This is a genomic window from Pseudomonas sp. TSO6 (genome assembly GCF_056098905.1).
In genome coordinates, this window is the sequence record NZ_JBLZWV010000037.1 from 12,655 (window position 1) to 36,399 (window position 23,745).

18 protein-coding genes are annotated in these 23,745 nt (G+C 60.7%); 7 read left to right on the forward strand and 11 right to left on the reverse strand.

Annotated features, from left to right (window positions below):
• Positions 1 to 70 precede the first annotated feature (70 nt).
• The 5 genes from ACN6NG_RS16115 to ACN6NG_RS16135 all read right to left on the reverse strand — a co-directional run bounded on the left by ACN6NG_RS16115 (position 71) and on the right by ACN6NG_RS16135 (position 6,163).
• The gene (locus tag ACN6NG_RS16115; protein WP_474315000.1) at positions 71 to 1,288 is read right to left on the reverse strand and encodes a fumarylacetoacetate hydrolase family protein; all 1,218 of its coding nucleotides are present in this window, start codon (positions 1,286 to 1,288) and stop codon (positions 71 to 73) included.
• Between the two features lie 20 nt (positions 1,289 to 1,308).
• Positions 1,309 to 2,367 (reverse strand): Ldh family oxidoreductase, encoded by a 1,059-nt coding sequence (locus ACN6NG_RS16120; protein ID WP_063423942.1) that lies wholly within the window; start codon positions 2,365 to 2,367, stop codon positions 1,309 to 1,311.
• Positions 2,368 to 2,402: 35 nt separating this feature from the next.
• The gene (locus tag ACN6NG_RS16125) at positions 2,403 to 3,944 is read right to left on the reverse strand and encodes a UxaA family hydrolase (protein WP_353455668.1); all 1,542 of its coding nucleotides are present in this window, start codon (positions 3,942 to 3,944) and stop codon (positions 2,403 to 2,405) included.
• A gap of 283 nt (positions 3,945 to 4,227) precedes the next feature.
• Positions 4,228 to 5,181, reverse strand: a complete 954-nt coding sequence (locus ACN6NG_RS16130) for a LysR family transcriptional regulator (RefSeq protein ID WP_063423940.1) — start codon at positions 5,179 to 5,181, stop codon at positions 4,228 to 4,230.
• A gap of 34 nt (positions 5,182 to 5,215) precedes the next feature.
• A complete protein-coding gene (locus ACN6NG_RS16135; protein WP_474315003.1) occupies positions 5,216 to 6,163 on the reverse strand; it encodes a LysR family transcriptional regulator in 948 nt (315 codons plus the stop codon).
• Between the two features lie 101 nt (positions 6,164 to 6,264).
• Between ACN6NG_RS16135 and ACN6NG_RS16140 the strand changes: the two genes are divergently transcribed.
• Together ACN6NG_RS16140 and ACN6NG_RS16145 are read left to right on the forward strand one after the other, a co-directional pair.
• Positions 6,265 to 7,578: an L-fuconate dehydratase gene (locus ACN6NG_RS16140; RefSeq protein ID WP_016500049.1), complete on the forward strand. Its 1,314-nt coding sequence runs from the start codon at positions 6,265 to 6,267 to the stop codon at positions 7,576 to 7,578.
• A 64-nt stretch (positions 7,579 to 7,642) separates the two neighbouring features.
• Positions 7,643 to 8,944, forward strand: a complete 1,302-nt coding sequence (locus ACN6NG_RS16145) for an MFS transporter (RefSeq protein WP_063423938.1) — start codon at positions 7,643 to 7,645, stop codon at positions 8,942 to 8,944.
• On the opposite strand, the gene ACN6NG_RS16150 is transcribed toward ACN6NG_RS16145, so the two are convergent.
• From ACN6NG_RS16150 to ACN6NG_RS16160, 3 genes are all read right to left on the reverse strand, one after another.
• Positions 8,945 to 10,300 carry an aminotransferase class I/II-fold pyridoxal phosphate-dependent enzyme gene (locus tag ACN6NG_RS16150; RefSeq protein ID WP_063423937.1) on the reverse strand — a complete coding sequence of 452 codons (1,356 nt, stop codon included), beginning with the start codon at positions 10,298 to 10,300 and terminating at the stop codon, positions 8,945 to 8,947.
• Positions 10,300 to 11,685, reverse strand: a complete 1,386-nt coding sequence (locus ACN6NG_RS16155) for a hypothetical protein (RefSeq protein ID WP_063423936.1) — start codon at positions 11,683 to 11,685, stop codon at positions 10,300 to 10,302. The genes ACN6NG_RS16150 and ACN6NG_RS16155 overlap by 1 nt, the downstream gene beginning before the upstream one ends.
• 515 nt (positions 11,686 to 12,200) lie before the next feature.
• A complete protein-coding gene (locus tag ACN6NG_RS16160) occupies positions 12,201 to 13,223 on the reverse strand; it encodes a zinc-dependent alcohol dehydrogenase family protein (protein ID WP_016500053.1) in 1,023 nt (340 codons plus the stop codon).
• A gap of 206 nt (positions 13,224 to 13,429) precedes the next feature.
• Between ACN6NG_RS16160 and ACN6NG_RS16165 the strand changes: the two genes are divergently transcribed.
• The 3 genes from ACN6NG_RS16165 to ACN6NG_RS16175 all read left to right on the forward strand — a co-directional run bounded on the left by ACN6NG_RS16165 (position 13,430) and on the right by ACN6NG_RS16175 (position 17,382).
• Positions 13,430 to 14,344 carry a LysR family transcriptional regulator gene (locus tag ACN6NG_RS16165; RefSeq protein WP_016500054.1) on the forward strand — a complete coding sequence of 305 codons (915 nt, stop codon included), beginning with the start codon at positions 13,430 to 13,432 and terminating at the stop codon, positions 14,342 to 14,344.
• A 153-nt stretch (positions 14,345 to 14,497) separates the two neighbouring features.
• Positions 14,498 to 15,766, forward strand: coding sequence for a tyrosine-type recombinase/integrase (locus tag ACN6NG_RS16170; RefSeq protein ID WP_210015474.1), 1,269 nt, complete (start codon positions 14,498 to 14,500; stop codon positions 15,764 to 15,766).
• A gap of 368 nt (positions 15,767 to 16,134) precedes the next feature.
• Positions 16,135 to 17,382: a tyrosine-type recombinase/integrase gene (locus ACN6NG_RS16175; protein WP_213086048.1), complete on the forward strand. Its 1,248-nt coding sequence runs from the start codon at positions 16,135 to 16,137 to the stop codon at positions 17,380 to 17,382.
• 314 nt (positions 17,383 to 17,696) lie between these two features.
• Here the strand turns inward: ACN6NG_RS16175 and ACN6NG_RS16180 are convergent, their stop codons facing one another.
• Positions 17,697 to 18,089, reverse strand: a complete 393-nt coding sequence (locus tag ACN6NG_RS16180) for an NADPH-dependent FMN reductase (protein ID WP_474315009.1) — start codon at positions 18,087 to 18,089, stop codon at positions 17,697 to 17,699.
• A gap of 180 nt (positions 18,090 to 18,269) precedes the next feature.
• Here ACN6NG_RS16180 and ACN6NG_RS16185 point away from each other — a divergent pair, with 180 nt between their 5' ends.
• The gene (locus ACN6NG_RS16185; RefSeq protein ID WP_210015485.1) at positions 18,270 to 20,351 is read left to right on the forward strand and encodes a S9 family peptidase; all 2,082 of its coding nucleotides are present in this window, start codon (positions 18,270 to 18,272) and stop codon (positions 20,349 to 20,351) included.
• Between the two features lie 489 nt (positions 20,352 to 20,840).
• On the opposite strand, the gene ACN6NG_RS16190 is transcribed toward ACN6NG_RS16185, so the two are convergent.
• Both ACN6NG_RS16190 and ACN6NG_RS16195 read right to left on the reverse strand, forming a co-directional pair.
• Complete coding sequence (locus ACN6NG_RS16190; protein WP_474315011.1) at positions 20,841 to 21,824, reverse strand: alcohol dehydrogenase catalytic domain-containing protein; 984 nt, start codon at positions 21,822 to 21,824, stop codon at positions 20,841 to 20,843.
• On the reverse strand, positions 21,821 to 22,321 hold the full coding sequence (locus ACN6NG_RS16195) for a lactoylglutathione lyase family protein (RefSeq protein WP_210014399.1): 501 nt from the start codon (positions 22,319 to 22,321) through the stop codon (positions 21,821 to 21,823). The genes ACN6NG_RS16190 and ACN6NG_RS16195 overlap by 4 nt, the downstream gene beginning before the upstream one ends.
• Before the next feature lie 91 nt (positions 22,322 to 22,412).
• Between ACN6NG_RS16195 and ACN6NG_RS16200 the strand changes: the two genes are divergently transcribed.
• The gene (locus tag ACN6NG_RS16200; RefSeq protein ID WP_474315013.1) at positions 22,413 to 23,303 is read left to right on the forward strand and encodes a LysR family transcriptional regulator; all 891 of its coding nucleotides are present in this window, start codon (positions 22,413 to 22,415) and stop codon (positions 23,301 to 23,303) included.
• Positions 23,304 to 23,745 lie beyond the last annotated feature (442 nt).

The following is a 23,745-nucleotide window of genomic DNA, read 5'->3' on the forward strand; positions in this document are numbered from 1 at the left end:
TGTTCCCGCGCTGTCAGCGCTTTGGCGATCCATCGATGTTCCTGCGCCTCTCCATTGCGCAGCGTGTCGCTCAAGGCTGGCGGGCGGTAGCTGCAACCTCCAGCAGGCCACGCCGGCCGAGGTTGTCGATCAACGCGCGCAGGCCAAACGCCCACTGCGGTGCCTGGTCGCTGGTGGTCACGCGGTTGCACAGGGTACCCAGTTGCGGGTTGCTGATGGTCACCACATCACCCGGCTTGTGGGTAAAGCCATTGCCCGGCTGGTCACGGTCCTGCTTGGGGGCGAACAGGGTGCCGAGGAAGAGCACCATGCCGTCGGGGTACTGATGGTTTTCGTTGAGGGTTTGCTGCACCAGGTCTTGCGGGTCGCGGCTGATCTGGCGCATGGAACTGCGGCCAGCCAGGATGAAACCGTCCTCGCCCTCAACCCGCAGGTCCACTTCGGCGTAGCGCACATCGTCAAGGCCGAAGCTTTCGTCAAACAGCCGCAGCAGCGGGCCCAGTGCGGTGGAGGCATTGTTGTCCTTGGCCTTGGACAGCAGCAAGGCGCTACGCCCTTCGAAGTCGCGCAGGTTGACGTCGTTGCCGAGCATGGCGCCCTTGATGCTGCCATCGCTGGACACTGCCAGCACCACTTCCGGCTCAGGGTTGTTCCAGCTGGACTTGGGGTGGATGCCGATATCGGCACCGTGGCCAACCGCCGACAGCGGCTGGGCCTTGGTGAACACCTCGGCATCCGGGCCAATGCCCACTTCCAGGTATTGCGACCACAGGCCCTGCTCCACCAGCACCTTGCGCAGCGCTTCGGCCTGCGCCGAGCCGGGCACGATCTGCGACAGGTCTGCGCCGATGCGGCTGGCCAGGGTGTCACGGATGGCATCGGCCTTGGCCGGGTCGCCCTTGGCCTGCTCTTCCACCACACGTTCCAGCAGGCTGGTGGCGAAGGTTACGCCAGCGGCCTTCACCGCCTGCAAGTCGATAGGCGCCAGCAGCCATGGCTGACGCGGGTCGCGCTGGGCGGGGTCGCTGTTGTCCAGCAACACCGATAGCGCCACCAGCGGTTCGGCCAGCGGCAAGGCGCGCAGGTAGGCGACCGGGTCGGCCACTTCAAGCAGGGCTGAGACAGTCGCCACGTAGGTGCTGATGTCGTAGACCGCGCCGGCTTTCACCAGCACCACCGCCGGCCCCTGGTCCGCCAGCCACACCCGCCCTACCCAGCTGCCGCTGTCGAACACACTGGCATCCTGGCTCAGCGGCAGCGGTTGATTGGCGTTCGATCGATCAGTCATCTGTGTACCCTTACTGTGCATCATTGGGAAAGTGCCGGCAGTTGCAGTTGGCCGGCCAGGCGATCAAGGTCAGCCAGCAGCTGTGGCGAGAGGCTCACGCCCTGCTGCAGGGCCTGGCGGCGCAGGGCAAGGCCAGCCTGCCCAGGCAAGCGCACCGGGCGCGCAGGGTCGAGCGGGCGGCTGGCGAGTACCAGTCGGCCCAGGAAACTGGTTTCATCGGTGAACGCTTCCAGGCCGCCGAAGAAGCGCGGGTCGATGACCACGGCAGTGGCCGAGGCGCCCCACTGCTCAGGGGCATCCTTGCGCCCATGGCCGGCCAGCCCGGACGTCAGGGCTTCGACCAGCAGCGCCAGGGCAAAGCCTTTGTGGCCAAAGGCCTGGCCGCCGAGGGGCAGGATGCTGCCTTGCGGGCGGGTAAAGAAATCGACCGGGTCGTCGCTCAGCTGCCCGTCATTGCTCACCAGTACCGGGTGCGGCAGGCGGCTGCCGGCATCGCGGCACTGGCCAACCAGCCCAAGGGTAATGGTCGACATGCTCACGTCCAGCAGGATCGGCTCGCCTTGGGTCGGGATACCGGCAGCAATCGGGTTGGGGGTGTAGATCGGGTCGATGCCACCGTGGGCGCAGACCAGCCCCACCGAGGGGTCCGATGAATACACCATGGCCACCAGGCCCTGGTCGGTATAGGGCTTGAGATAGGCGGCCAGGCAGCCAATGTGCGAAGCACGGCGTACCACCGCAATGCCGATGCCCTGCGCAGTCGCACCTTTTGCCGCGCATTCCAGGGCACGGCTGACGCAGTAAGGCCCCAGCAGGTAATGGCCATCGAACACGCTGGCGATGCCACTGTCCGACACCTGCTCCAGTGCTTGTGCACGGGCCTTGACCTTGCCTTCCTGCATGCCACCGATGTAGCGGCTGACCAGGTTCAGGCCGTGGGTACGGTGCCCGAGCAGTTCACCTTCGAGCAGAACCCGGGTCACCACCTGGGCGACTTCGGTATCGGCACCGGCTTTTTCGAACAATTGCTCGACAAAGGTGGTGAGCGCTTGCACGTTGTGATGTGTGGCTTGAGTCATCGTTGTTATCTCGTAAGCGGGACGGGAGCGGTCAATCAGGTCACGGCGCCGATCTGCCAAGGCACGAACTCGTTCTGCCCGTATCCGTGCTGTTCGCTTTTGCTGCGTTCCCCGGAAGCAATGCGCAGCATCTGTTCGAAGATGTACGCGCCACGCTCCTCGATGCTGGTGGAGCCATCGGCAATACCGCCGCAATTGACGTCCATGTCCTCTTCCTGGTGTTCGAACACCCGGTTGTTGGTCGCCAGCTTGATCGACGGTGCCGGGGCACAGCCGTAAGCCGAACCACGCCCGGTGGTGAAGGCGATCAGGTTGGCCCCGCCAGCCACCTGGCCAGTGGCCGAGACCGGGTCGTAACCAGGAGTGTCCATGAACACCAGGCCCTGGGCACGCACGGTCTCGGCGTACTGGTACACATCGACCAGGTTGCTGGAGCCCGCCTTGGCCACTGCGCCCAGGGACTTCTCGAGGATGGTGGTCAGGCCCCCGGCTTTATTGCCGGCCGAAGGGTTGTTGTTCAGCTCGGCGTTCATGCGCTGGCAGTAGTCTTCCCACCAGCGGATACGCGCCACCAGCTTTTCGCCCACCTCACGGCTGACCGCGCGGCGTGTCAGCAAGTGCTCGGCGCCGTAGATTTCCGGGGTTTCGGACAGGATGGCGGTACCACCGGCCGCCACCAGGCGATCCACGGCGTTGCCCAGTGCCGGGTTGGCGGTAATACCGGAGTAGCCATCAGAGCCGCCACATTGCAGGCCGACCACCAGATGCCGTGCGCTGACCGGTTGGCGTTGGACATGGTTGGCCTCGGCCAGCAGGCTCTTGACCTGCTCGATGCCGGCAGCGATGGTTTTCGACGTGCCACCGATGCCCTGGATGGTGAAGGTGCGCAGCTGCGCACTGGCTTGCAACCCCTGGGTTTCCAGCAGGCTTTCGATCTGGTTGGTTTCGCAGCCCAGGCCAATGATCAGTACGGCAGCAAAGTTGGGGTGCACGGCGTACCCGGCAAGGGTGCGGCGCAGCAAGCCAAGGGCTTCGCCGCTGGGGTCTACTGCGCAGCCGGCACCGTGGGTCAGGGCGACCACACCGTCGATATTCGGGTAGTCGGCCAGTGCCTCGGGGTGGATGTCACGGCGGAAATGGTCGGCCACAGCCCTGGCGACGGTCGCCGAGCAGTTCACCGAGGTGAGAATGCCGATGTAATTACGGGTGGCAACCCGCCCATCGGCGCGCACGATGCCCTGGAACTGCGCTTCGCTGCCAGGCTGGCTGCGCGTGTCGACACCAAAGGCATAGTCACGGGCGAAATCGCCCATTTGCACGTTGTGCACATGCACGTGATCGCCGGCATTGATGGCCTGCGAGGCAAAACCGATGATTTGCCCGTAACGGCGTAGCGGCCGGCCCTGCTCCACGCGTTCGGTCGCGAGCTTGTGGCCCGAAGGAATCGGCTGGCGCACGGTAATCGCCTCGGCATCCAGGTGCAGGCCTTGCGGCAAGGCCTGGCGGGCGATAAGCACGTTGTCCAGCGGGTTGAGGCGGATGACGGCAAGGTCACCGGACTTGGCAATCAGTTGCATGGGACCTCTCAGGGCGGTGCGGCGGGCTTCTTGTTATGGCTGTTGCCACTGTAAGAAGCCTTGCGCAGCATTCCCAATGAGATGATCCGATCAAGCGATAACCAGACGTTATCGCAAGAGGAATTCGACGCGTGATCTTCAATCGCCTGCAAGACCGACAGGGCCGCTGCGCAGCCCATCGCCGGCAAGCCAGCTCCCACAGGGACCGCACCACCCGGAAGGCCTCGCAATACCTGTGGGAGCTGGCTTGCCTGCGATGGGCTGGGAAGCGGCCCCGCGTTTTCTAACTTTGCACTGTCCTGCGACGCTGCGCACCCTCCAGCAAAATCTCGACAAACGCCCGGGCCGAAGCGCTCAGCGGTTCATCCTTGCGGGTGACCACGCCATACTCCAGCGCGGGTACATGCAAGGGGCTGCGCAGCTCCTTGAACTGCCCGCTGGCCAGCTGCGCGGCAACCATCGAACGCGGCAACATGGCAATCATCGGCGCCGATTGCAGCAGCTGCAGGAACATCGGCATGGAGATGGTCTCGACGCTGTCGACGGGCGTGGCAATACCGGCCACCCGGAACGCCTGTTCCAGGCGGTTGCGGATCGGCGTGCCCACCGGGTACAGCACCCACGGCCAGTCGCCCAGCGCCGACAGTGGCGGGCTTTCCAGCTGGTTGAGCGGGTGCTCGCTGTTGACCACCAGGCTGAACGGTTCGGGTTCGAGGGGCTGGAAGTCGAACAGCTGGCTGAAGCGCTCTTCGGTGAAGCGGCCAATCATGATGTCGAGCTTGTTCTGCTCCAGCATGGTCAGCAGGTGATCACTGGAATGCTCCACCACTTCGATCGACAGCAGTGGGCTGCGCGCCTTGATCGCGGCAATGGCCTGCGGCAGTACAAGCGCAGTGGCGGCAAAGATGCCGCCGACGCGGATAAAACCGTGCCCGCCGTTGCGCAGGCGGTTGACCTGGTCGACGAATTGCTGCGACTCGGCCAACGCACCCTGGGCATAACGCACCACGTATTCACCCAACTCGGTGGGCGGCATGCTGCGTGGCAGGCGCTCGAACAGGGCAAAGCCGAACTGCTCTTCGAGATCGCGCAGCATCTTGCTCAGGGCCGGCTGGCTGAGGTTCATGCGCGTGGCGGTTGCGTGCATGTTGCGGGTGCGCGCCAGGGTGTCGATCAGCACCAGGTGCTTGTAGCGGATCCAGTTGCAAAAGCTGGAATGGGTCAGGTCCGGCGACATCGGCAGCAGGCCTCAGGCAGGTGAAAAGGCAGGGTTATTGCGCCCGCAGGTAGCGCAGCAAGATATCCAGGGCAACCGAGTTGGGCCGCGAGCGCAGGGTCAGCACGCCCAGGTTGGCCATGGTCAGCGGCAGCTCTACCGGCAGGATGGCAACCATGCCATAGCGGGCATAATGCTCGGCCACGTCATTGGGTACCACCGCAATCATTTCGGAGGCTTCGAGCATGGCGGTGGTGGCCAGGATCGAGGCGGTTTCAACGATGTCCAGTGACTGCACCATGCCTCCGGCCTGCAGCGCACTTTCGACGCGGCGGCGCATCGGGCTGCCGATGGGGTGCAGGATCCAGGTCAGGGCCACCAGGTCACTCAATTGCAACCCGACAGCCGCCGCCAGAGGGTGCCCGGCGCGGGCAATCACGCGCATCTGCTCACCGCCTTCAAACAGCTCGATGTTAAGGTCCTGGCTGTCGCTCTGGTCTGGCAGGCGGCCCACGACCATGTCGAAATCGCCGCGCAGCAACGCGGGCAGCAAGGTATCGCTGGTGCCCACTTCCAGCGAGATACGCACCTTGGGTTGGTCGCGCTTGTAGGCCAGTACCGCCTTGGTCAGCACACCCGGCACCGGGCCCATGACGCTGCCCACCCGCACCAGGCCCGAGGCCCCGCGGGCCAGTTCGGCGATTTGCGCCTGGGCATGCTCGAACTCATGCAGCGCGCTCTGTGCATAGCGGATCATCACCTCACCGTAGAGCGTTGCTTGCATGCCGCGCGGCAAGCGCTCGAACAAACGCACGCCAAGGCGTTCCTCAAGCTGCTGCAGCAACAGGCTGGCCGCCGGTTGCGTGGTGTGCATCGCCGCAGCGGCGCGGCGCAGGTTGCCGAACTCGCCCAGCGCATTGAGCAGCGTGATCTGGCGGCTGGAGATTCTCAATGCACCAAGGCTGGCAGGCGCCTGGGTTGGGTCGATTGGCAAGCGAGACATATCGAATCCGGTATCGCTGATTAAGAATTGGCGATTATGCCTGTATCGCTCGACAACCTACAGTCAGGTCTCCCAGCGCTTGAGCAGAACAAGAGTCGACCATGAGCATACGTATTACCCACCTGAGCGTTCGCGACATTCGTTTTCCTACTTCGCTGTCGCTGGATGGCTCCGACGCCATGAACAGCGCCCCCGACTATTCGGCAGCCTACGTGGTGCTGCACACCGACGCCGAGGGCCTTGAAGGCCACGGCCTGACGTTCACCATTGGCCGCGGCAACGAGATCTGCGCGGCAGCGGTGCAGTCACTGGCCCCCCTGATCGTCGGCCTCAGCCTCGAAGAGATTACCGCCGACATGGGCGGTTTCTGGCACCGTTTTACCGTCAGCGACAGCCAACTGCGCTGGCTGGGCCCGGAGAAAGGCGTGATCCACCTGGCCACTGCGGCCATCATCAACGCGGTGTGGGACCTGTGGGCCAAGCGCGAAGGCAAACCGGTGTGGAAACTGCTGGCCGACATGACGCCCGAGCAACTGGTGCGCTGCCTGGACTTCAGCTACGTCACAGACGTGCTCACCCCCGAGGAAGCCATTGCCCTGCTCCGCCGCCAGGCCCCAGGCAAGGCCCAGCGTGAGGCGCAGATGCTGCGCGAAGGCTACCCCGGCTATACCACCGCGCCAGGCTGGTTGGGTTACAGCGAAGAAAAGATGCGTAAGCTGGCCCGCGAGGCCGTGGAAGATGGCTGGACCCACATCAAGCAGAAGATCGGCGCCGACCTGGAAGAAGACATCCGCCGCGCCAGCATCCTGCGCGACGAAATTGGCTGGGAGCGCACCCTGATGATGGATGCCAACCAGGTGTGGGGCGTGGAGGAGTCGGTTGCCAACATGCGCCGCCTGGCCGCCTTCGAACCGCTGTGGATCGAAGAGCCGACCAGCCCGGACGACATCCTCGGCCACGCCACCATTCGCCAACGCATCGCGCCGATTGGTGTCGCCACCGGTGAACACTGCCACAACCGGGTCATGTTCAAGCAGATGTTCCAGGCCGGTGCGCTGGATTTTTGCCAGCTGGATGCCGCCCGCCTGGGTGGCCTGAACGAGGTGCTGATCGTGCTGCTGATGGCGGCCAAGTACGACGTGCCGGTGTGCCCGCACGGCGGCGGCGTCGGGCTGTGCGAATATGTGCAGAACATCGCCCTGTTCGACTACATCGCCGTGTCTGCCTCGCTGCACAACCGGGTACTGGAGTACGTCGACCACCTGCATGAGCACTTCATCGACCCGGTGGTCATCCGCCGTGGGCGCTACATGCCACCGCAACGCCCGGGCTACAGCATAGAAATGCATGCCGAGACCCTGGAGCGCTACCAGTACCCCAATGGCGCGGTGTGGCTCGATATCAACCGTTCCTGATCCACAAGCCTGGGTGTGCCTCCACAGGGGCACACCACCAGCACTTTTCTCGGGGAAAAAAACAATGACAACCCTCACCCGTGCAGCGGCTTCGGCCCCTGCCGCCACCACCGAGCAGCGCCTGAACGGCCTGCTGCTGCGCAAATTGATGCCACTGCTCATCGTCGTCTACGTGATGAGCTTTCTTGACCGCACCAACATCGCCCTGGCAAAAGCCAGCATGGGTATCGACCTGGGCCTGTCAGCAGCGGCCTATGGCCTGGGGGCCGGCCTGTTCTTCCTGACCTATGCGCTGGCCGAAGTGCCCAGCAACCTGATCATGCACCGGGTGGGCGCGCGTTTCTGGATTACCCGCATCATGATCACCTGGGGCCTGCTCTCGGCGGGCATGGCCTTCGTCCAGGGAGAAACATCTTTCTACATCATGCGCCTGCTGCTGGGGGTGGCCGAAGCGGGCTTGTTCCCCGGGGTGATGCTGTACCTCACCTACTGGTTCGACCGCGAACAGCGCGCCCGCGCCACGGGTTACTTCCTGCTGGGCGTGTGCCTGGCCAACATCCTCAGCGGCCCGCTGGGCGGTGCACTGCTGGAAATGGACGGCGTACTGGGCTGGCATGGCTGGCAGTGGCTGTTCGTGCTCGAAGGCCTGCCTGCCGTGGCCCTGGCCTATGTGGTGTGGAAGAAGCTGCCCGATGGCCCGGCTTCGGCGCCCTGGCTGTCGGCCGCCGACGCCCAGGACATCGAACGCCGCCTGGCCGCCGAGCGGGCTGCCGCGCCACAGCAGAACAAACTGGGGCAGATGTTCCGCGACCGGCAGATCTGGCTGGCAATCGCGGTGTACTTCGTGCACCAGATCACCATCTACACGGTGATTTTCTTCCTGCCGGGTATCATCGGCACTTACGCTGCGCTATCACCCTTCCAGATAGGCCTGCTGACTGCCGTGCCGTGGATTGCGGCTGCCATCGGTGCTGCCACCTTCCCGCGCCTGGCCACCTCGCCACGCCGTTGCCGCACCCTGCTGTTCTGCGGTTTGCTGACCATGGCGACCGGGTTGCTGCTGGCGTCGCTGGCCAACACGTTCATCGGCCTGATCGGGTTTTCACTGACCGCCCTGATGCTGTTCGTGGTGCAGTCGATCCTGTTTGTGTTCCCGTCCAGCCGGCTTAGTGGCAACGCCCTGGCGGCGGGCCTTGCGTTTGTCACCACCTGCGGCCTGCTGGGTGGCTTCGTCGGGCCGTCGGTGATGGGCCTGATCGAGCAGGCCACCGGCAGCACCCGCAACGGCTTGTGGATCATTGCCGCATTGCTGGTGCTGGCAGCGGTGCTCAGCACCCGCTTGCGCCAGGGGCAAGAGCAGGCATAGTCAGCGTGAAACGCTGGCAGGTCGCCCGCAGCGCGGCTCCAGTGCCTGCGCCAGGCGCTCCACCGCCTGTTGCAAGTCATCTGGCTGGTCGCCCAGCCAGACCAGTGCCATGCACTGCTGGTAACGCCCCTGCAGGCTGAACTGCCTGCCCGGCAGTGCATGCAAGGCGGAACCTGCCAGCGCCGCAACGATGCAATCCCACCGCAACGGTTGGCGAAAACGCACCCACAGCATGCGCCCCCCCTGGGGCGTCTGCATCGCCACCTGCTGACCGAACTGCAACGCCAGCGCGCGTACCAGATATTGCGTGCGCCTTTCCAGCTCGGTACGCAGCTCTACCAGGTGTATCTCGATCTGCCTTTTACCCAACATCAGGGCAAGCGCTTGCAGGCGCAGCGGGGCAAGCCGAAAGGCCCGTTCGGCAAATGCCTTGGCCAATGCCGCGTCATGGCTTAGCACATAGGCGTAAGGTGCCTCGGCCCCCACTGCGGTCTCGAATGCCCCCAATACCAACAGCGAGCGAGGGTCGACCCAGTCGCGCAAACGCGTGCGTGGCGGCCCGCTGTAACAATGTTCACTGTCCAGGTCGTTTTCCAGCAACCATACAGGGTGCTGGCCCAGTAGCTGACCAAGCTGCTGCTGATAGTGCGGCGACACCAGCCGCCCTTGCGGCATGCCCAGGCAAGACGGCATGACCAGCATGCACACCGGCTCGGCGCCCAGCAACCGGGCCAAGGCCCGCAGGTTCGGGTTGCCGCGGCTATCTGCAGGTACTTCCAGCACCCGCATGCCGGCACGTGCCAAAGCGTGCAGCACCTGCCAGCAACAGGGCGACTGCACCAGCACCGTTCCGCCCTGCAAAGCAAGCCCCGCGAGCACTGTATCCAGCAACGCTTGCACATCAGGGGCCAGTTGAACGTCCTCGGCACGCCAGTACAGGCTGGAGGAACGGGTATAAGACTCAGCCACGGCATTGCGCAGACGGGTGTCGCCGAGTGTTTCCCACGGTGCAACACCGCTGGCGCGCTGACGGGCCAAGCGCCGCTCGTGGCCTAGCAGCATACGCTCCAGCAATGGTTGCACCGGCAAAGGTGACTGCGGGTGCATGGGCGCTGCCGCTGCCTTGGCAGCGACCTGAGCGTAATAGCCGGACCTTGGCAGACACTGGACGCGGCCCTCTTCCTCCAGCAGGTTGTAGGCACTCTGCACGGTAGCCAATGAAACCCGCAGCCGCCGGGACAGTGCACGCAGCGACGGCAACTTGCAGGGGCCACCGCCTGAGGCCTGCTCGATCAACGCTTCCAGGTAGCGATACACCTTGCGATAGGCGAACTCGCCAGGAACCGCTTGCCCCATCAAGGCAACGCCGCTGGGCCACGGCGGCGCCCCGACGACGGCCTTGGCAGCAGCCTGAGGTGCACGTCGCGGCGGGCCAGGTGGCTCTGCAAGCGCCAGGCCGTCAGCGGCATGCGCCCTTCATAGATCGCCCGCAACTGCCCCAGCGGCAGGCCACTGGTATTCACCAGCCAGTCCCTCACCGCGTCGGGGCACGGTTTGCCTTGCAAGGCCCGGTGCAGGTACGGCAGCGCTACCAGCATGTCGGCATGCCGGCACTGCAGAAAACGCTCCAGCTTCTTCCCCTGCCGGGCGAACGGGCTGAACAGCAGGCACACCAGTTGGGTCTGGTTGATACCGTAGGCTTTACCCAGCGGTAGCGTATTTACATCGCGAGGCTTGCTGTCGGCCGAATGGTCTGCCAGCCGCAGCGCCGGGCGAGCAGCCGGCAGCTCAAGGCTGCGTGCACGCAGCTCGTGCAATTGTGCCGGCGCGTACGGGTCGACGAATGCCGACAACGACCAGGCATCGTCGGTCGTTTCGAGTCCACCACCCAGCATCGCGTCAAGTTGCTGCCCTTCGAGCAGCTGCGGCAGCAGGTCATCCATGGCAATCACCCGCAACGGATCCTCCTCCGTGACAGCGCACTGTGTCGGCTTCGCCAGGCTGCCCGGAGAGACTTCGATAACAGCCTGCAACCGGCTCAGCCCGTGGGCCAGCGTCGCCAGGCACTGATGCAATACATGCGGGCCGCGCTCCCCTGCCAGGCGCAGGCTACGCCGGGCCCAGGCCAGGTATCGGCGCCGCTGGCGCACGGGAATGGCGGTGATCAAGACGTCGGCCGGTGTCGGTGCCTGCAGTGCACAACACACGGCATCCGCCAGCTCCAGATGCAGGCGGCTACCCAGCAGGGCTTCGGGCCTGGCATCGACCATGTGACCAAACATCAGCATGGCGTTCCTCGCCAACAGCCCACGTTCGGGCGCAGCCGAAGGCCGACGGCTGAAGGGCACCACGTCGCGCCCTTCGATCATCTGCAACTGAACCCGCGGGTCATCCTGCATGAACAGGGCACTGAAACTGCGCTCGTGGCCTTCGAGCGTATCGCTGGCGGCCACCGGCAGGCTGACCACCAGCACCCGCAACTGAAAGGTTACCGGCGCACGCAGGGCGATGCTCAGTTGCGCCGCACGCAGCATGGCCAGCAGCCGGGCACTGCGGCAATCGCCGCCCTGCAGCACCAGCACGCGGAACGTACCGATGCACTCCAGCCCACCTGCCGCCACCAGCAATCGCTGTATCAGCAATTGCAAGGATGCCCGCTGCGCCTGCGACATTTGGCTCAACAAGCGCTCGAGCACTTGCTGGTAAATATAATGCATTGCCTGATCGTGAATAGCCGTCACGAAATCACCTCATCAACTTCATGCAGCCAACGCGTGCTGAATCTTGTGTTCAAGTTTCAGTACGTCCTGTGCTTACCCCGAAGAAACTTCCTACAATCAAATTGAAGTAATGACGTAATGCATCACTGTCGCCAGACCATCGAAAAAACATCAATACCGCGACGGCCAGTCGCTACCACACACAGCTCATCCTCAGGCATAGCCAGGCTCATTCCACGCTCCTTGCGCCAACTATCATGGGGCTATTATCGGGGGATGCAGAGCGAATAGAAGATACAGATCGAGGTAAAAAAACCATTCAGCAAGATTGCAGAGACACACTGAACCTCTCGCTGGAAGCGTTCAAGGCTGAATAGTTGGCGGAATATTTCCACACAATCACAGGCCATTGCCTCATATGTAGTCCGCGCCTGACTTTAATGTAGGAATGGTCTTTTTATTGGGACTGAAATAATTCTGCTCGCCCACAAAAAACCCGGGACTCTGCCCGGGTTCGTCGGCATTGCAAACCGCTGTCAGTGTTGGGCCATGTCCAGCACCACTCGCCCACCGCACGGGCATTGGTCCATGTAACGATGTGCCTCCACCACCTGCTCGAACGGGTACACCTTGATGATCTGCGGTGTCAGCAGCTGGTCAGCAGTGAACTGGTTGATGTCGCGCAAGGCACGCTGCAGCGCCACCTGATCCTGGCTGATGCCAAGTTCCGGTTTGCCGGTGAAGTTACCGATGCAATGCACGTAGAACTGGATATTCTTCTGGAAGGCTGCACAGGCCGGGAAAGGTGTCTGGTTACCGCCCTGCAGGCCATACAACACCAGGCTGCCACGCGGCGCCAGCACATCGCCCAGCAGCGACATCTGCGGGCCGCCCATACCATCCAGGACCATGTCCACGCCGCGGCCATCGGTGTACTTGCCAACCTGCAGTAACAGGTCCTGCTCCTCGGTGACAATCACCTTGTCGGCACCCAGGCCCAGCAGGTACTCACGCTGCTCAGCCTCTTTGGTAGCCGCGAACACTTTCAGCCCCAAGGCCTTACCCAATTGCACGAAGGCGGGGCCGGCACAATGGCTGGCATCGGTCACCAGCGCGGTCTGCCCGGCCTTGGCACGGGCCAGGTCAACATAGGCAAAATAGGCGATCAGCAAGGGCGTGTAGTGCACGCTGGCCTCGATCGGGGTGAGCACATCCGGGTAGCGGGTAATGGCCGTACGCGGCAGCACGATGACATCCCCGTACACCGGGTGGTCATTGGCACTGGTGGCCGGGAAGCTGGCGACCCGGTCGCCCACCGCAATGTCCTCGACCCCTTCACCGACCGCAGTCACCACCCCGGCCATTTCATGGCCGATGCCCGCCGGCAGGCGTGCCTGAGACGGCGCCAGGTTCTGGCGCCAAAGCACGTCATACCAACTGACGCCAATCGCCTCGACGCGGATCTGTACCTCGTCGGCAGCGGGTGACGGTTCGGCCTGCTCCTCGCAACGGAGCACATCGGCAGCGCCGAACTTGTGGAAACGGATCATGCGGGACATCGCATACCTCGCCTTTGTGAACCTCTAATTACCACTGACTTTATCCGGGCTTTGGCGGTTAGACCATCAGTGGTCATTAATAGTCGACATGCTTGTCATCGATTGGGCACCTGACTTTCCCTGCAATTGGTCCCCCTAAACTCGTGCAGGGTAACAGCCTTTGGCCGTAAGATTCACCCCTGCCCCACTTTAGGCGAAGCGCACCGATGAATCGAAACGACCTGCGTCGTGTAGACCTCAACCTGCTGATCGTGTTTGAAACGCTGATGCATGAGCGCAGTGTGACCCGCGCCGCGGAAAAACTGTTCCTCGGCCAGCCGGCCATCAGCGCGGCCCTGTCGCGCCTGCGCAACCTGTTCGACGACCCGCTGTTCGTGCGCACCGGCCGCAGCATGGAACCGTCCGCACGGGCCCACGAGATCTTCGCCCTGCTGTCGCCAGCACTGGATTCGATTTCCACTGCGGTCAGCCGCGCCGCCGAGTTCGACCCCGCCACCAGCAATGCGGTGTTCCGCATCGGCCTGTCGGACGACGCCGAGTTCGCCCTGCTGCCCCAGTTGCTCAAGCGTATCCGCGCCGAAGCACCGGGCATTGTGCTGGTGGTGCGGCGGGTCAACTACCTGCTGATGCCAACCCTGCTGGCCTCGGGGGAAATTTCGGTGGGGGTCAGCTACACCAGCGACCTGCCGGCCAACGCCAAGCGCAAGGTGCTGCGCCGCAGCATGCCGAAGCTACTGCGCGCCGACAGCGTACCCGGCGGTATCACCCTGGACGACTTCTGCGCGCGGCCGCATGCGCTGGTGTCGTTTGCCGGCGACCTGTCCGGCTTCATCGACGAAGCCCTGGAAGAACTCGGCCGCAAGCGCCACGTGGTGCTGGCGGTGCCGCAGTTCAACGGGCTGGGGAGCTTGCTGGCGGGGACGGATATCGTGGCCACTGTGCCGGACTACACCGCCGATGTGCTGACTGCTGCGGGCGGGCTGCGGGCCGAAGACTTGCCGATACCCGTGCGCAGTTTCGAACTGCACATGGCCTGGCGCGGGGCGCAGGACAACGACCCGGCGGAGCGGTGGTTGCGGTCGCGGATACAGATGTTCTTTGGGGACCCCGATAGCCTCTGACCGAGTTCCACTGAGAACCAATAATGCTTCAAAAACATAGACTTAGAGCAAATCATCGTCCGTTTCCGTCCATCGGAATCCACTCAATTCCAGCTTGACTGGGGGTATCTTTGGGGGACACCAAGCCCAAACTGAAAAAGATACCCCCACACCATGTCCCCCGAAAAACCGCCACCCTTCCGCCAGAAACTCAGCGATGCATTCATTCGGTCGTTGACCACATCAGGCAAGTACGCCGATGGCGACGTGCCGGGTCTCTATCTACAAGTGCGTGCCTCGCTCAAGCCTGGCAAATCTCCCTCCCGGCACTGGCGACTGAAGTACCGTCTTCGCGGCAAGGAAAACGTGTTCGTGATCGGCAGGTATCCGGATGTGGGCTTGAAAGAAGCCCGCGAGCTCGCCCGGGCAGCGCGCAATAGCGTGGCCAATCACATCGACCCACTCAAAGCCAAAAAAGCCAAGATTGAGGCGCAATGGCTAAATGAGTCACGTACGTTCGCCTACGTCGCTGAGGAGTGGATGAAGTTCAAATCCGCCGACCTGGTCAGCAAATCCGTCGCAGGATTTCGCGGCGCACTGCAGAACCACATTTTACCCGCTATCGGCGAGCGGCCCGTCAGCGAAATCAAACTCGAGCACATCACCGCGATCATTACCGAGTTGCGATACAAGCGAATCATGGCGATGGCGAGGCGTGTGCGGACGATCATTCGCTCCATCCTCGGCTTTGCCGAAGGACGTGGCTGGGTCGAGCGAAACGTGGCCCTGAGCAACACTGAAGAACTCAAGATCCGTCACGTGGTGACGAGCAACCCGGCCATTGAGCGGCCTGCTGATCTGGGCAAGTTTCTGCTGCGCCTCGATGACCTGAACCTTGGCAGCGTGGCCTATGCGATGCGCCTACTGGTGCTATTACCGGTTCGGCCGGGTGAGCTTGTGAAGATGCGCTGGGAGGATGTCGATCTGATCGGCGCCGATTGGCGATATGTGGTCAGCAAGACCAAACATCTGGACAAGAGCAAGCATATCGTGCCGCTCCCAGAGCAAGCGCTAGTCCTACTGCGCGAGCTGCACAAAGATCGGGTGGTTGATGATGCCGGTCACGGCTGGGTGTTCGGATCGCCTGTCTATCCAGGCCGGTCAATCGATGCGACGTCCATCCTCAAGTCGCTGCAAAAAGTCTGGCCTGAGTACGCAATCACCGCTCACGGCTTTCGGGCTACCTACCGCACGATCGCTCATGAGCATTTGGGCATCGATCCAATTGTACTGGAGCTGTCGCTATCGCACCGGATGCCAGGTGCGCTGGGAGCAGTTTACGCACGCGCTCAGCTCTTGAGTCAGCGCCGGGAAGCCGCGCAACTGTGGGCGAATTACTTAGATCAGCTTCGGAACAATACAAAGCTAGCGCTTGCAGATTAATCGCCGCCCCCTGAATTGAAGCCCAACGGTAACGGCCCCAGTCGTCTTTCTTCCCGTAACACGCCAAACGAATTTAGCGGAGTATGCGGGATTCGAACTCAACAGCACAGCTCCAAAAGTCAAAATTTTTACTGATAAAAATCAATATCTTATGAAAATAAGTTCGAATGCAGCGTAGTCATTCGAAGTGTATTTCCACTCCCGACCACCGGCATCCAAAAACCGACGCCCGGCCGCTCTAGAGCAGCCTATTTGGGGTAGTTTGAATACTGCCATAGTCTTCTAGCTTCCGCCCAGTTCCGCCTGTTTCCAGACTGCGGGTGGGGGACCAACTGGAGGACCGGTTTTATAGATCGGAGGCCACCACCATGCCCAAGCTCACCGCGAAACTCGTAGAAAATCTCAAGGATTATGGCAAGTACGATGATGGCGATGGCCTGCGCCTTGTCATTCGAAAGTCTGGAAAAGCTTGGGTGCTGCGTTACCAGCTTGCAGGCAAGCGCAAGGAAATCGGCTTGGGCCCCTACCCTCACTATGGGTTGAAGGAGGCACGCTCCCGCGCCGACATTCATCGAGCATTGATCCGTGAGGGTATCGACCCTTTGACACATAAGGCTGATGCACTCAAGCAAGCTGAAGCTGCGCTGATTGCCCGGGAGAAGAATCTTGAAAACACCTTCCGCGCTTGCGCAGTGGACTACATCGAAGCCCATAGAGCGGGCTGGAAAAACGCAAAACACGCGCAACAATGGGTCAACACCCTCACTACTTACGCATTCCCCTTTATCGGAGAAAAGCCAGTCGACGAAGTTGAAACAGACGATATCCTGAAGATCCTTATTCCAATATGGACCGCTAAACCTGAGACGGCGGCCAGGGTCAGAAACCGGCTGGAGCTAGTTCTCGATGCCGCCAAAGCACGCCGGCTGCGGACGGGTGAAAATTCCGCTCGCTGGCGAGGTCATCTAGACAAACTTCTTCCTAGAAGAAGGCTGGCAGACCGTGGCAACCATTCCGCTCTACCTTGGCCGCAATTACCGGAATTCATGGCAGAACTTGAGCATTCCACTGACCTAAGTTCAACTGCAGTGAAGCTAACCGTGTTGTGCGCACTGCGCACAAGCGAAGTGATAGGCGGGCACTGGGAAGAAATTGATCTGGACGAAGAAATTTGGACTATTCCGGCCGCCCGAATGAAAGCTGGGCGCCAGCATCGAGTACCGTTATCCGAAGCCGCCATTCGTACACTCAGATGTCTGAAGGCGGAAAGCAAAAGCGGATTGATTTTCCCGGGTCGAAGCGTTGATCGACCGCTCTCGAACATGGCAATGCTACAAAAAATACGCGGTATGGATGAGAAATCCTTAGCCAACAACGGGCCAGGCTGGCGCAACGAAGCCGGTGAAGTCATCACCATGCATGGCTTCCGATCAAGCTTTAGAGACTGGGCCGCCGAGACAACCAACTTTGCCAACATCGTCCCAGAAATGGCTTTGGCGCATAAAATCACTAATGCGGCTGAAGCAGCGTATCGAAGAGGCGATCTGCTGGAAAAACGGAAACAGCTGATGGAGGAATGGGCTCGCTATGCACTGTCAGGCTGCAAAACAACCTGACAGAATTTAGGTGCTGGCTGAAGGAATTTCATAATGGCAACGAGACTCACATCCGCCTTCCGAGCCGTTGAAATTCAAGGCTTCTCAGCAATCCCTGAAACATGGATAGCCTTGATTCGACAATGGCCCCTTACTTTTTAGGTGCATTTAAGCGCTGGCTTGCCCGCACCTGCTCCAACAGCTGATCCACACCGCCCATCAGGAAGCAGAGTGATGCCTCGTCGACCAATCTGCCTTCGCTAATCTTACCGCCCGAACTGCCAATCACAATCTGCGGATACTGCACCAGCCGAGCCTGGATAGCCCACAATGTTTCATTCAACTGCTGATGTGCCCGCCCCCCCCCCCGTAAACGCAGGCGAGGCAGTAAATGTCAGCACCCCGCGACCAGTGAGCACAGAATGACCATGGGGCCGCGAAAGCCAGTCGAGAGCATTCTTCAGTACTCCCGACATGCCGTGATTGTATTCTGGAGAGCCGATCACCAGACCATCGCTACGGGCCACTGCCTCACGCAAGGCCAGCACCTCCAGCGGCGCGCTCACACCATCGGCGTCCTCGTTGTACGGGGGAAGCGAACCCAGCTCGAACAGTTCCAGGCAAACAGCCTCCGGCAAGCACTCCGCCAACGTGCGCAGCACTGCGGTATGGGTCGATTGTGCCCGTAAACTACCTGACAGCCCCACTAGTTTGACTTTCATACTCATGAGGCTCGAGCCTCTATTCCCTGCATAAATACTGCTGCCTTGGCGACCTTGTTGGAAATGTTGCGCCAGGCATGGCGGGGGCATCGTTCACCGACAGAGGTGATCATGCAGGCTGCTGGTGATGGTAGGATCTACGCCTGCGGCTCTTCCATCGGCGAGCCATGAAGCCAGGAGTGCTCGATGACTCACGTCTGGATGACATCCAAGCTTGCCAGCTTGGCCATATGCGTAGGAGGGTTGATGTCAAGTTCTGACCAAGTGGCTTCAACAGAAGCCACAGAAAAACGCATGTTCCGAACCGAAGATATTGCCAGAGTAAAAGACCTCGGCGAGTTGGCCGTTTCTCCCAACGGGACAACCCTAATTTTCCGAGTAACAGAACTGAACCGTGATGGCGATCAGCGGGAGAGCGCGCTCTGGGAGATGAATCTGAAAGAACGACGTACTTCCCAACTTTTCCCTGATCAGCATGATGACAGCATGCCTGCCTGGTCGCCTGATGGTTCGAAGTTGGCGTTCCTGCGAGCCGATGAGCGCGCAGCGCAGCTTCATGTTCTGGATTTGAAACGAGGCATGCTCTGTTCACTGACCGATCTGGAGAACGGCGTTGACGACTATCGATGGTCTCCTGATGGTAAAAGTATTGCCCTCACATCAGCGGTAGCCATCGCGCAGGCGCCTGTGTCACCCCCTGGCGTCAGGATAATCACACGAGCCGATTTTCGATCTGAAGAAATGCGGAGCGGCACCGCCGCTCTGTCACAGATTTGGGTGGTGGCAGTCGGCTCTCCGTGCGGCATACAAGCCCCTAGGCAGCTGACGCACGCGTCTGTAGCAGCCAAGTTAGCATTCTGGGCTGTCGATAGCCTCTCTATCCTGTTCACTACGAACGATACGATGGAAGCTTATTACGGTGCAGGCACGACTACTTTGCGCAGTGTTGCCCTAGTTGATGGCCAGCAGAGCGTGGTCAGGCCCTTGAGGATGCCGGGAACCAGCGCAGACATGGAAATGGCTCCACAGCTCTACCTCAGCCCCAACGGTTCAAAGATCGCCTTTACGATGGGCAATCCAGAAGCCCCGGCGGACTTCGCTCAGGACGACGTATTCGTAATGGATATGGTTACTGGCGAAACTACCAACATGACCACTGGCTATGACCGTGAGGTGGGTGGTGATGGATTGATGTGGCTGGACGAGCGTCGGCTGATCAGTATCAACAACGACGCGGGTAACGCCAATTTGATCGAGCTGGATATCCTGGCTCAGACGGTTATCCCACTATGGAGTGGACGCCACGTAGTACAGAGTTTTCATCTAGCTCAGGAAAGCAAACGACTGATTGCTGTTGCCTCAAGCTTCGTAAACCCGCCAGAGCTCTATGAAGTTGTTGATGGCACCGGCATGCAGATCTCCGAGGTCAATCGGCACATTCGAAATGAGTTACTGCTCACTGCACCTGAAGAAATCACATACGAAGGCCCAGGCGGCGAAACGATTCATGGCTACCTGCATCAGCCACCGATGCTCGCCGCCTCGCATAGTTATCCCTTGATCGTATGGGCGCACGGCGGGCCATATAGCTGGTGGAGCAGCGCTTTTGACGGAGATATCCAGGCCATGGCGGCGGCTGGCTACTTCGTCCTGTACGTGAACCCGCGGGGCAGCATGTCATACGGCCAAGCTTTTGCCGGCAGCCTCGCCGGAAAGTGGCCGGGACTTGAGTATGATGACACGATGGCGGGAGTGGATTACGTGCTAGCCCGCGATGAGATCGATGCCGAAAAGATTGGCATCGCAGGTGGTTCGGCAGGCGCGATCTTGACGGATTGGGCCATAACCCACACGAACAGATTCGGCGCTGCCGTTTCGATCAGTAGCGTAGCGGATAATTCGCTCTATTGGTTCCTGGGCGATCAGCCTGACATGGCAGACAGCGATAAATATCCCTGGCTGGATGAAAGGGATAAGGCTCTGTCGCCGATAACTCATGGGCTCGACGTCTCGACGCCCACGCTTTTCATGAGTGGAACCAGAGACTATCGAACGCCTTCATCCGTAGGCAGCGAGTTGATGTTCAAGCTACTCAAGCACCTGAGAGTGCCCACTGCTCTGATTCAATTCGAGGGTGCCGGGCACGTTATTAGAGGGAGTGACGACGCACGCCACCGTGGTCTCAGCATTCACTACCTGCTGCGCTGGATGGATCTGCACCTGAAAGGAAGAGCAGCCCCGGAGTTTCAGGTACTTCCCAAAGGTTAGTGCGTCATCAGGGGCGTTAAGAATTTGATCTGTACAACGCGAGAGCTCGATCGGTGTAATGAATGGGCTAGACCTCTCCAGCACAAATGGGCGCAATCGGCGGCCTACGCCACGGTGAAGCTGAGTGACCTGCAGGGCGGCCGCAGGTTCTGAAATCGCGGCCGCACCCGCTGAGCATGCGCCTGGAGAAACTGTCCAAGTCCATCGGCATCAGCTCTGGGCTGTTCGAGTACGTCGACAACCCGCGCTTTTCCGTGATGCGGGTCGTCAAAAGCCTGAACCGCCGTCTTTGGCCGTGTAGACAACGGTCGAGGTAATGAGTAACACCGCACACCGGCTGGCCTGCCCCCGTGCCACCGGCTGGTTGCCACCGAGCAGTTCGTTCGGGGCTCAAGGCGCCTGAATTAATGGATCAAGCCAACTAGCACCTGAGCCAGGTTACTGCGAGGCCGTTCCACGTTCTGGCAAAGCATTACATTGGGAGACTTCCTACCCACTCCCACCCACCCGAACCAATCCCTTGCCGCTATAGCTGCGCGACTGTAAGCCTCTCAAATGAACTGCCAGTTGCTCGAACGGCACCCTATTGAAACTGTCCTGCGCCCACTGCCCCCGCCCTAGCGCTGCGAACATGCGCTCGCCAGCATCGACCAGTTCTTCCCAGGTACGCGCATCGCCATATGGGTGCGACGCTCCAAGCGCCACCTCGTGCAACGACAACGCGCGCGTGAACGGCGCAATCGGCGAGGCCGCCAGCCGATCCTGCACGCACACCAGATGCCCGCTGGTACGCAGTGCCGGCGTCAGCCAGCCCGCATGCTGGGCGTTGACCATGTCGATCACCGCGTCGAAGCGTTCGGGCGCTTGCCAAGGTGCATCTAGCGGGCCTGGCAGGCATTCGCTTACCCCTAACGCCTTCAGCCGCTGCACATGCCGCGGGTTGCTCAGGGCGAAGACTCGCAAGCCGCGTCGCACGGCCAGCTGGATCAGATGATGAGCCACCGAACCACCGGCTCCGCCGACCAGCAGGGTCTGGCAGGCGGCGGGCAACTTCTCCAGTGCCAACCAGGCCGTAAGCCCTGGACACGGCAGGCCGGCAGCGTCTTCCCAACTGACATCGGCCGGGATGCGCAGCACCGCGCGTGCCTTCACCGGCGTGTGTTCAGCAAAGCTGCCATGACGCGCCAGGTCCTGGTGGTAGGCGACACGCTGGCCGATCCAGGCCGGCGACACTCCGTTGCCTACGGCGACCACCACCCCGGCGCCATCGACACCCGGAACATGCCCGGGCTGCCAGTTCACCAGGCCGCCACCCAGCACCTTCCAATCGACTGGATTGAGGCCGATGACCACATTGCGGATCAGCACGTCGCCCGCTTCCGGTTGCGGCAGGAGGCAGTCGATCAGTTGCAGTGCGGCTGGGTCGGCGCTGCCATGCCAAGTGAATGCACGGTGTGTCGTTGCCAACGTCATGAGTGGTAGGCTCCCTCAGAATAGGTCAGCTCATAGCTGTGGCTGTAGATTTCGAGGATATTGCCGAACGGGTCTTCCATATAGACCATTCGATAAGGTTTCTCGCCGGGGAAGTATCCGCGCACCGGCATGCGCTGCTTACCACCCGCTGCGACGATCCTGGCGGCTAGGCCCTCGACATCGGGATCCTGCACGCAGAAGTGAAAGACCCCGGTCTTCCAGTATTCGAAGTTGTTCTCTGGGCGCTGCGCATTGCGGAACTCGAAGATTTCCACCCCAACGCGATCGCCGGTGGACAGGTGGGCAATGCGGAACGAGCCCCAGCCTGCGCCGAACACGTCCGTGCACATCACACCGATCGCGCTTTCATCTTCGCTGATGGTGGTCGGAGGCATGATCAGGTACCAACCAAGCACCTCCGTGTAGAATTTCACGGCGCCATCCAGGTCGGTTACCGACAGGCCGATGTGGGAAAAATTGCGTGGGTAAACGGGCATGACGGTGAGATCCTAAATTGGTTTTCACCAACCCTAAGCGTCTCGACGTATAATGGAAATCATGCATGCGTTATCACTATGATAAGAATTTATGATGATTAATCCTCAGTGGTTGAAATCTTTCGCGGTGCTCGCAGAGCTCGGTAACTTCACACGCACCGCCGAGTATCTGGGCCTTACCCAGGCTGCTGTGAGTCAGCACATCCGTAATCTTGAACAACAGTTCGGTACCCTATTCCTTCGACATCATCGTCACGTGGAACTGACGCCGATAGGCAGCGCTTTGCTGGACTACAACCGGGAAATGGAGCGTGCGGGACGCGCACTTGATGCCCGACTGCGCGCGTCTGCACTCGACGTGGGAGATGTAAGCTTTGTAACCCCAGGAAGCATTGGGCTCGCCCTCTATCCGCTACTGCTCGACTACCAACAAGCTCATCCGGGCATCACCGTTCGCCACAGATTCGCTCCCGACACAGAGGTTCTTGAAGCAGTGCTGAGCAACCGTTTCGAGATAGGTCTCCTTACATACAAGCCGGACAACGACAGGATCAAAGCGGAGAAGTTTGCTGAAGAGCCCTTGGAATTAATTTTGCCCGCTGCAACACGGTACGCGGGGTACGAGACACTGGTAGAACTTGGCTTCATCAATCATCCGGACGGAATCGGAATGGCAACGCGCCTGCTCAGCCGCAAGTATCCAGGTTCCCCAAGTATTCGCGAGATTCAAATGCGAGGTTTCAGCAATCAGGTTAATCTGATACTGGAGCCTGTATCACGAGGCCTTGGTTTCACCGTGCTTCCCAGGTTTGCCAAACAAGCGTTCCACAGGCAGGAGGCATTGCAGGTAGTGGAGTGCGGAAATCCTGTCGTAGATACGCTCTGGCTCATCTGTAGATCGGAGTGGCCTCTGTCTTCCAGAGCTAGCCGAGTGGTTGATGAGTTAAAACAGCACTTGGAGGTGGCCTCTCGCCGCGCGTAAATTGCAGGTCAAGCGCACAAAATCAGGCAATCGTTGAAAAGACGAAGACGTCCAAACGCTCTTGTAGACCATTGATCATCGGGATTCGGCTGGGTTGTTACGACTCCGGAACATGCTTTTCGTGAGAGGGGGTGAGGAGAAAGCTGTTTGAGCACTCACCATATACCCGGTGCTGAATTTATCAAATCACCTTACTGCATTATCTGGTCAGGCCACTCGTTGCTCTTTTCCGACTTAGGAGATGTCGTTGAAGAGATTTCCTCCAAACTCAGGTGGATACCGCAGCTACCCCAATAAATAATTTCGATACCTGCTTAAGAAAATCCCGCAAGCGCTTCCTGAACTGGAGGATTACAGTCGCCGTCACGCCGAAGTCCGGCGGGGTGATTTCTGCTGGGCCGTACCGCTTTCGAAGCCTTACGGAAACCAGACGGAATTCACA

What these genes read in the sequence shown, in the direction of transcription:
- ACN6NG_RS16115 (WP_474315000.1), bottom strand. Translation starts at nt 1,288, where the DNA reads ATGACTGATCGATCGAACGCCAATCAACCGCTGCCGCTGAGCCAGGAT.
- ACN6NG_RS16120 (WP_063423942.1), bottom strand. Translation starts at nt 2,367, where the DNA reads ATGACTCAAGCCACACATCACAACGTGCAAGCGCTCACCACCTTTGTC.
- ACN6NG_RS16125 (WP_353455668.1), bottom strand. Translation starts at nt 3,944, where the DNA reads ATGCAACTGATTGCCAAGTCCGGTGACCTTGCCGTCATCCGCCTCAAC.
- ACN6NG_RS16130 (WP_063423940.1), bottom strand. Translation starts at nt 5,181, where the DNA reads ATGTCGCCGGACCTGACCCATTCCAGCTTTTGCAACTGGATCCGCTAC.
- ACN6NG_RS16135 (WP_474315003.1), bottom strand. Translation starts at nt 6,163, where the DNA reads ATGTCTCGCTTGCCAATCGACCCAACCCAGGCGCCTGCCAGCCTTGGT.
- ACN6NG_RS16140 (WP_016500049.1), top strand. Translation starts at nt 6,265, where the DNA reads ATGAGCATACGTATTACCCACCTGAGCGTTCGCGACATTCGTTTTCCT.
- ACN6NG_RS16145 (WP_063423938.1), top strand. Translation starts at nt 7,643, where the DNA reads ATGACAACCCTCACCCGTGCAGCGGCTTCGGCCCCTGCCGCCACCACC.
- ACN6NG_RS16150 (WP_063423937.1), bottom strand. Translation starts at nt 10,300, where the DNA reads ATGGGGCAAGCGGTTCCTGGCGAGTTCGCCTATCGCAAGGTGTATCGC.
- ACN6NG_RS16160 (WP_016500053.1), bottom strand. Translation starts at nt 13,223, where the DNA reads ATGTCCCGCATGATCCGTTTCCACAAGTTCGGCGCTGCCGATGTGCTC.
- ACN6NG_RS16165 (WP_016500054.1), top strand. Translation starts at nt 13,430, where the DNA reads ATGAATCGAAACGACCTGCGTCGTGTAGACCTCAACCTGCTGATCGTG.
- ACN6NG_RS16170 (WP_210015474.1), top strand. Translation starts at nt 14,498, where the DNA reads ATGTCCCCCGAAAAACCGCCACCCTTCCGCCAGAAACTCAGCGATGCA.
- ACN6NG_RS16175 (WP_213086048.1), top strand. Translation starts at nt 16,135, where the DNA reads ATGCCCAAGCTCACCGCGAAACTCGTAGAAAATCTCAAGGATTATGGC.
- ACN6NG_RS16180 (WP_474315009.1), bottom strand. Translation starts at nt 18,089, where the DNA reads ATGAGTATGAAAGTCAAACTAGTGGGGCTGTCAGGTAGTTTACGGGCA.
- ACN6NG_RS16185 (WP_210015485.1), top strand. Translation starts at nt 18,270, where the DNA reads ATGACTCACGTCTGGATGACATCCAAGCTTGCCAGCTTGGCCATATGC.
- ACN6NG_RS16190 (WP_474315011.1), bottom strand. Translation starts at nt 21,824, where the DNA reads ATGACGTTGGCAACGACACACCGTGCATTCACTTGGCATGGCAGCGCC.
- ACN6NG_RS16195 (WP_210014399.1), bottom strand. Translation starts at nt 22,321, where the DNA reads ATGCCCGTTTACCCACGCAATTTTTCCCACATCGGCCTGTCGGTAACC.
- ACN6NG_RS16200 (WP_474315013.1), top strand. Translation starts at nt 22,413, where the DNA reads ATGATGATTAATCCTCAGTGGTTGAAATCTTTCGCGGTGCTCGCAGAG.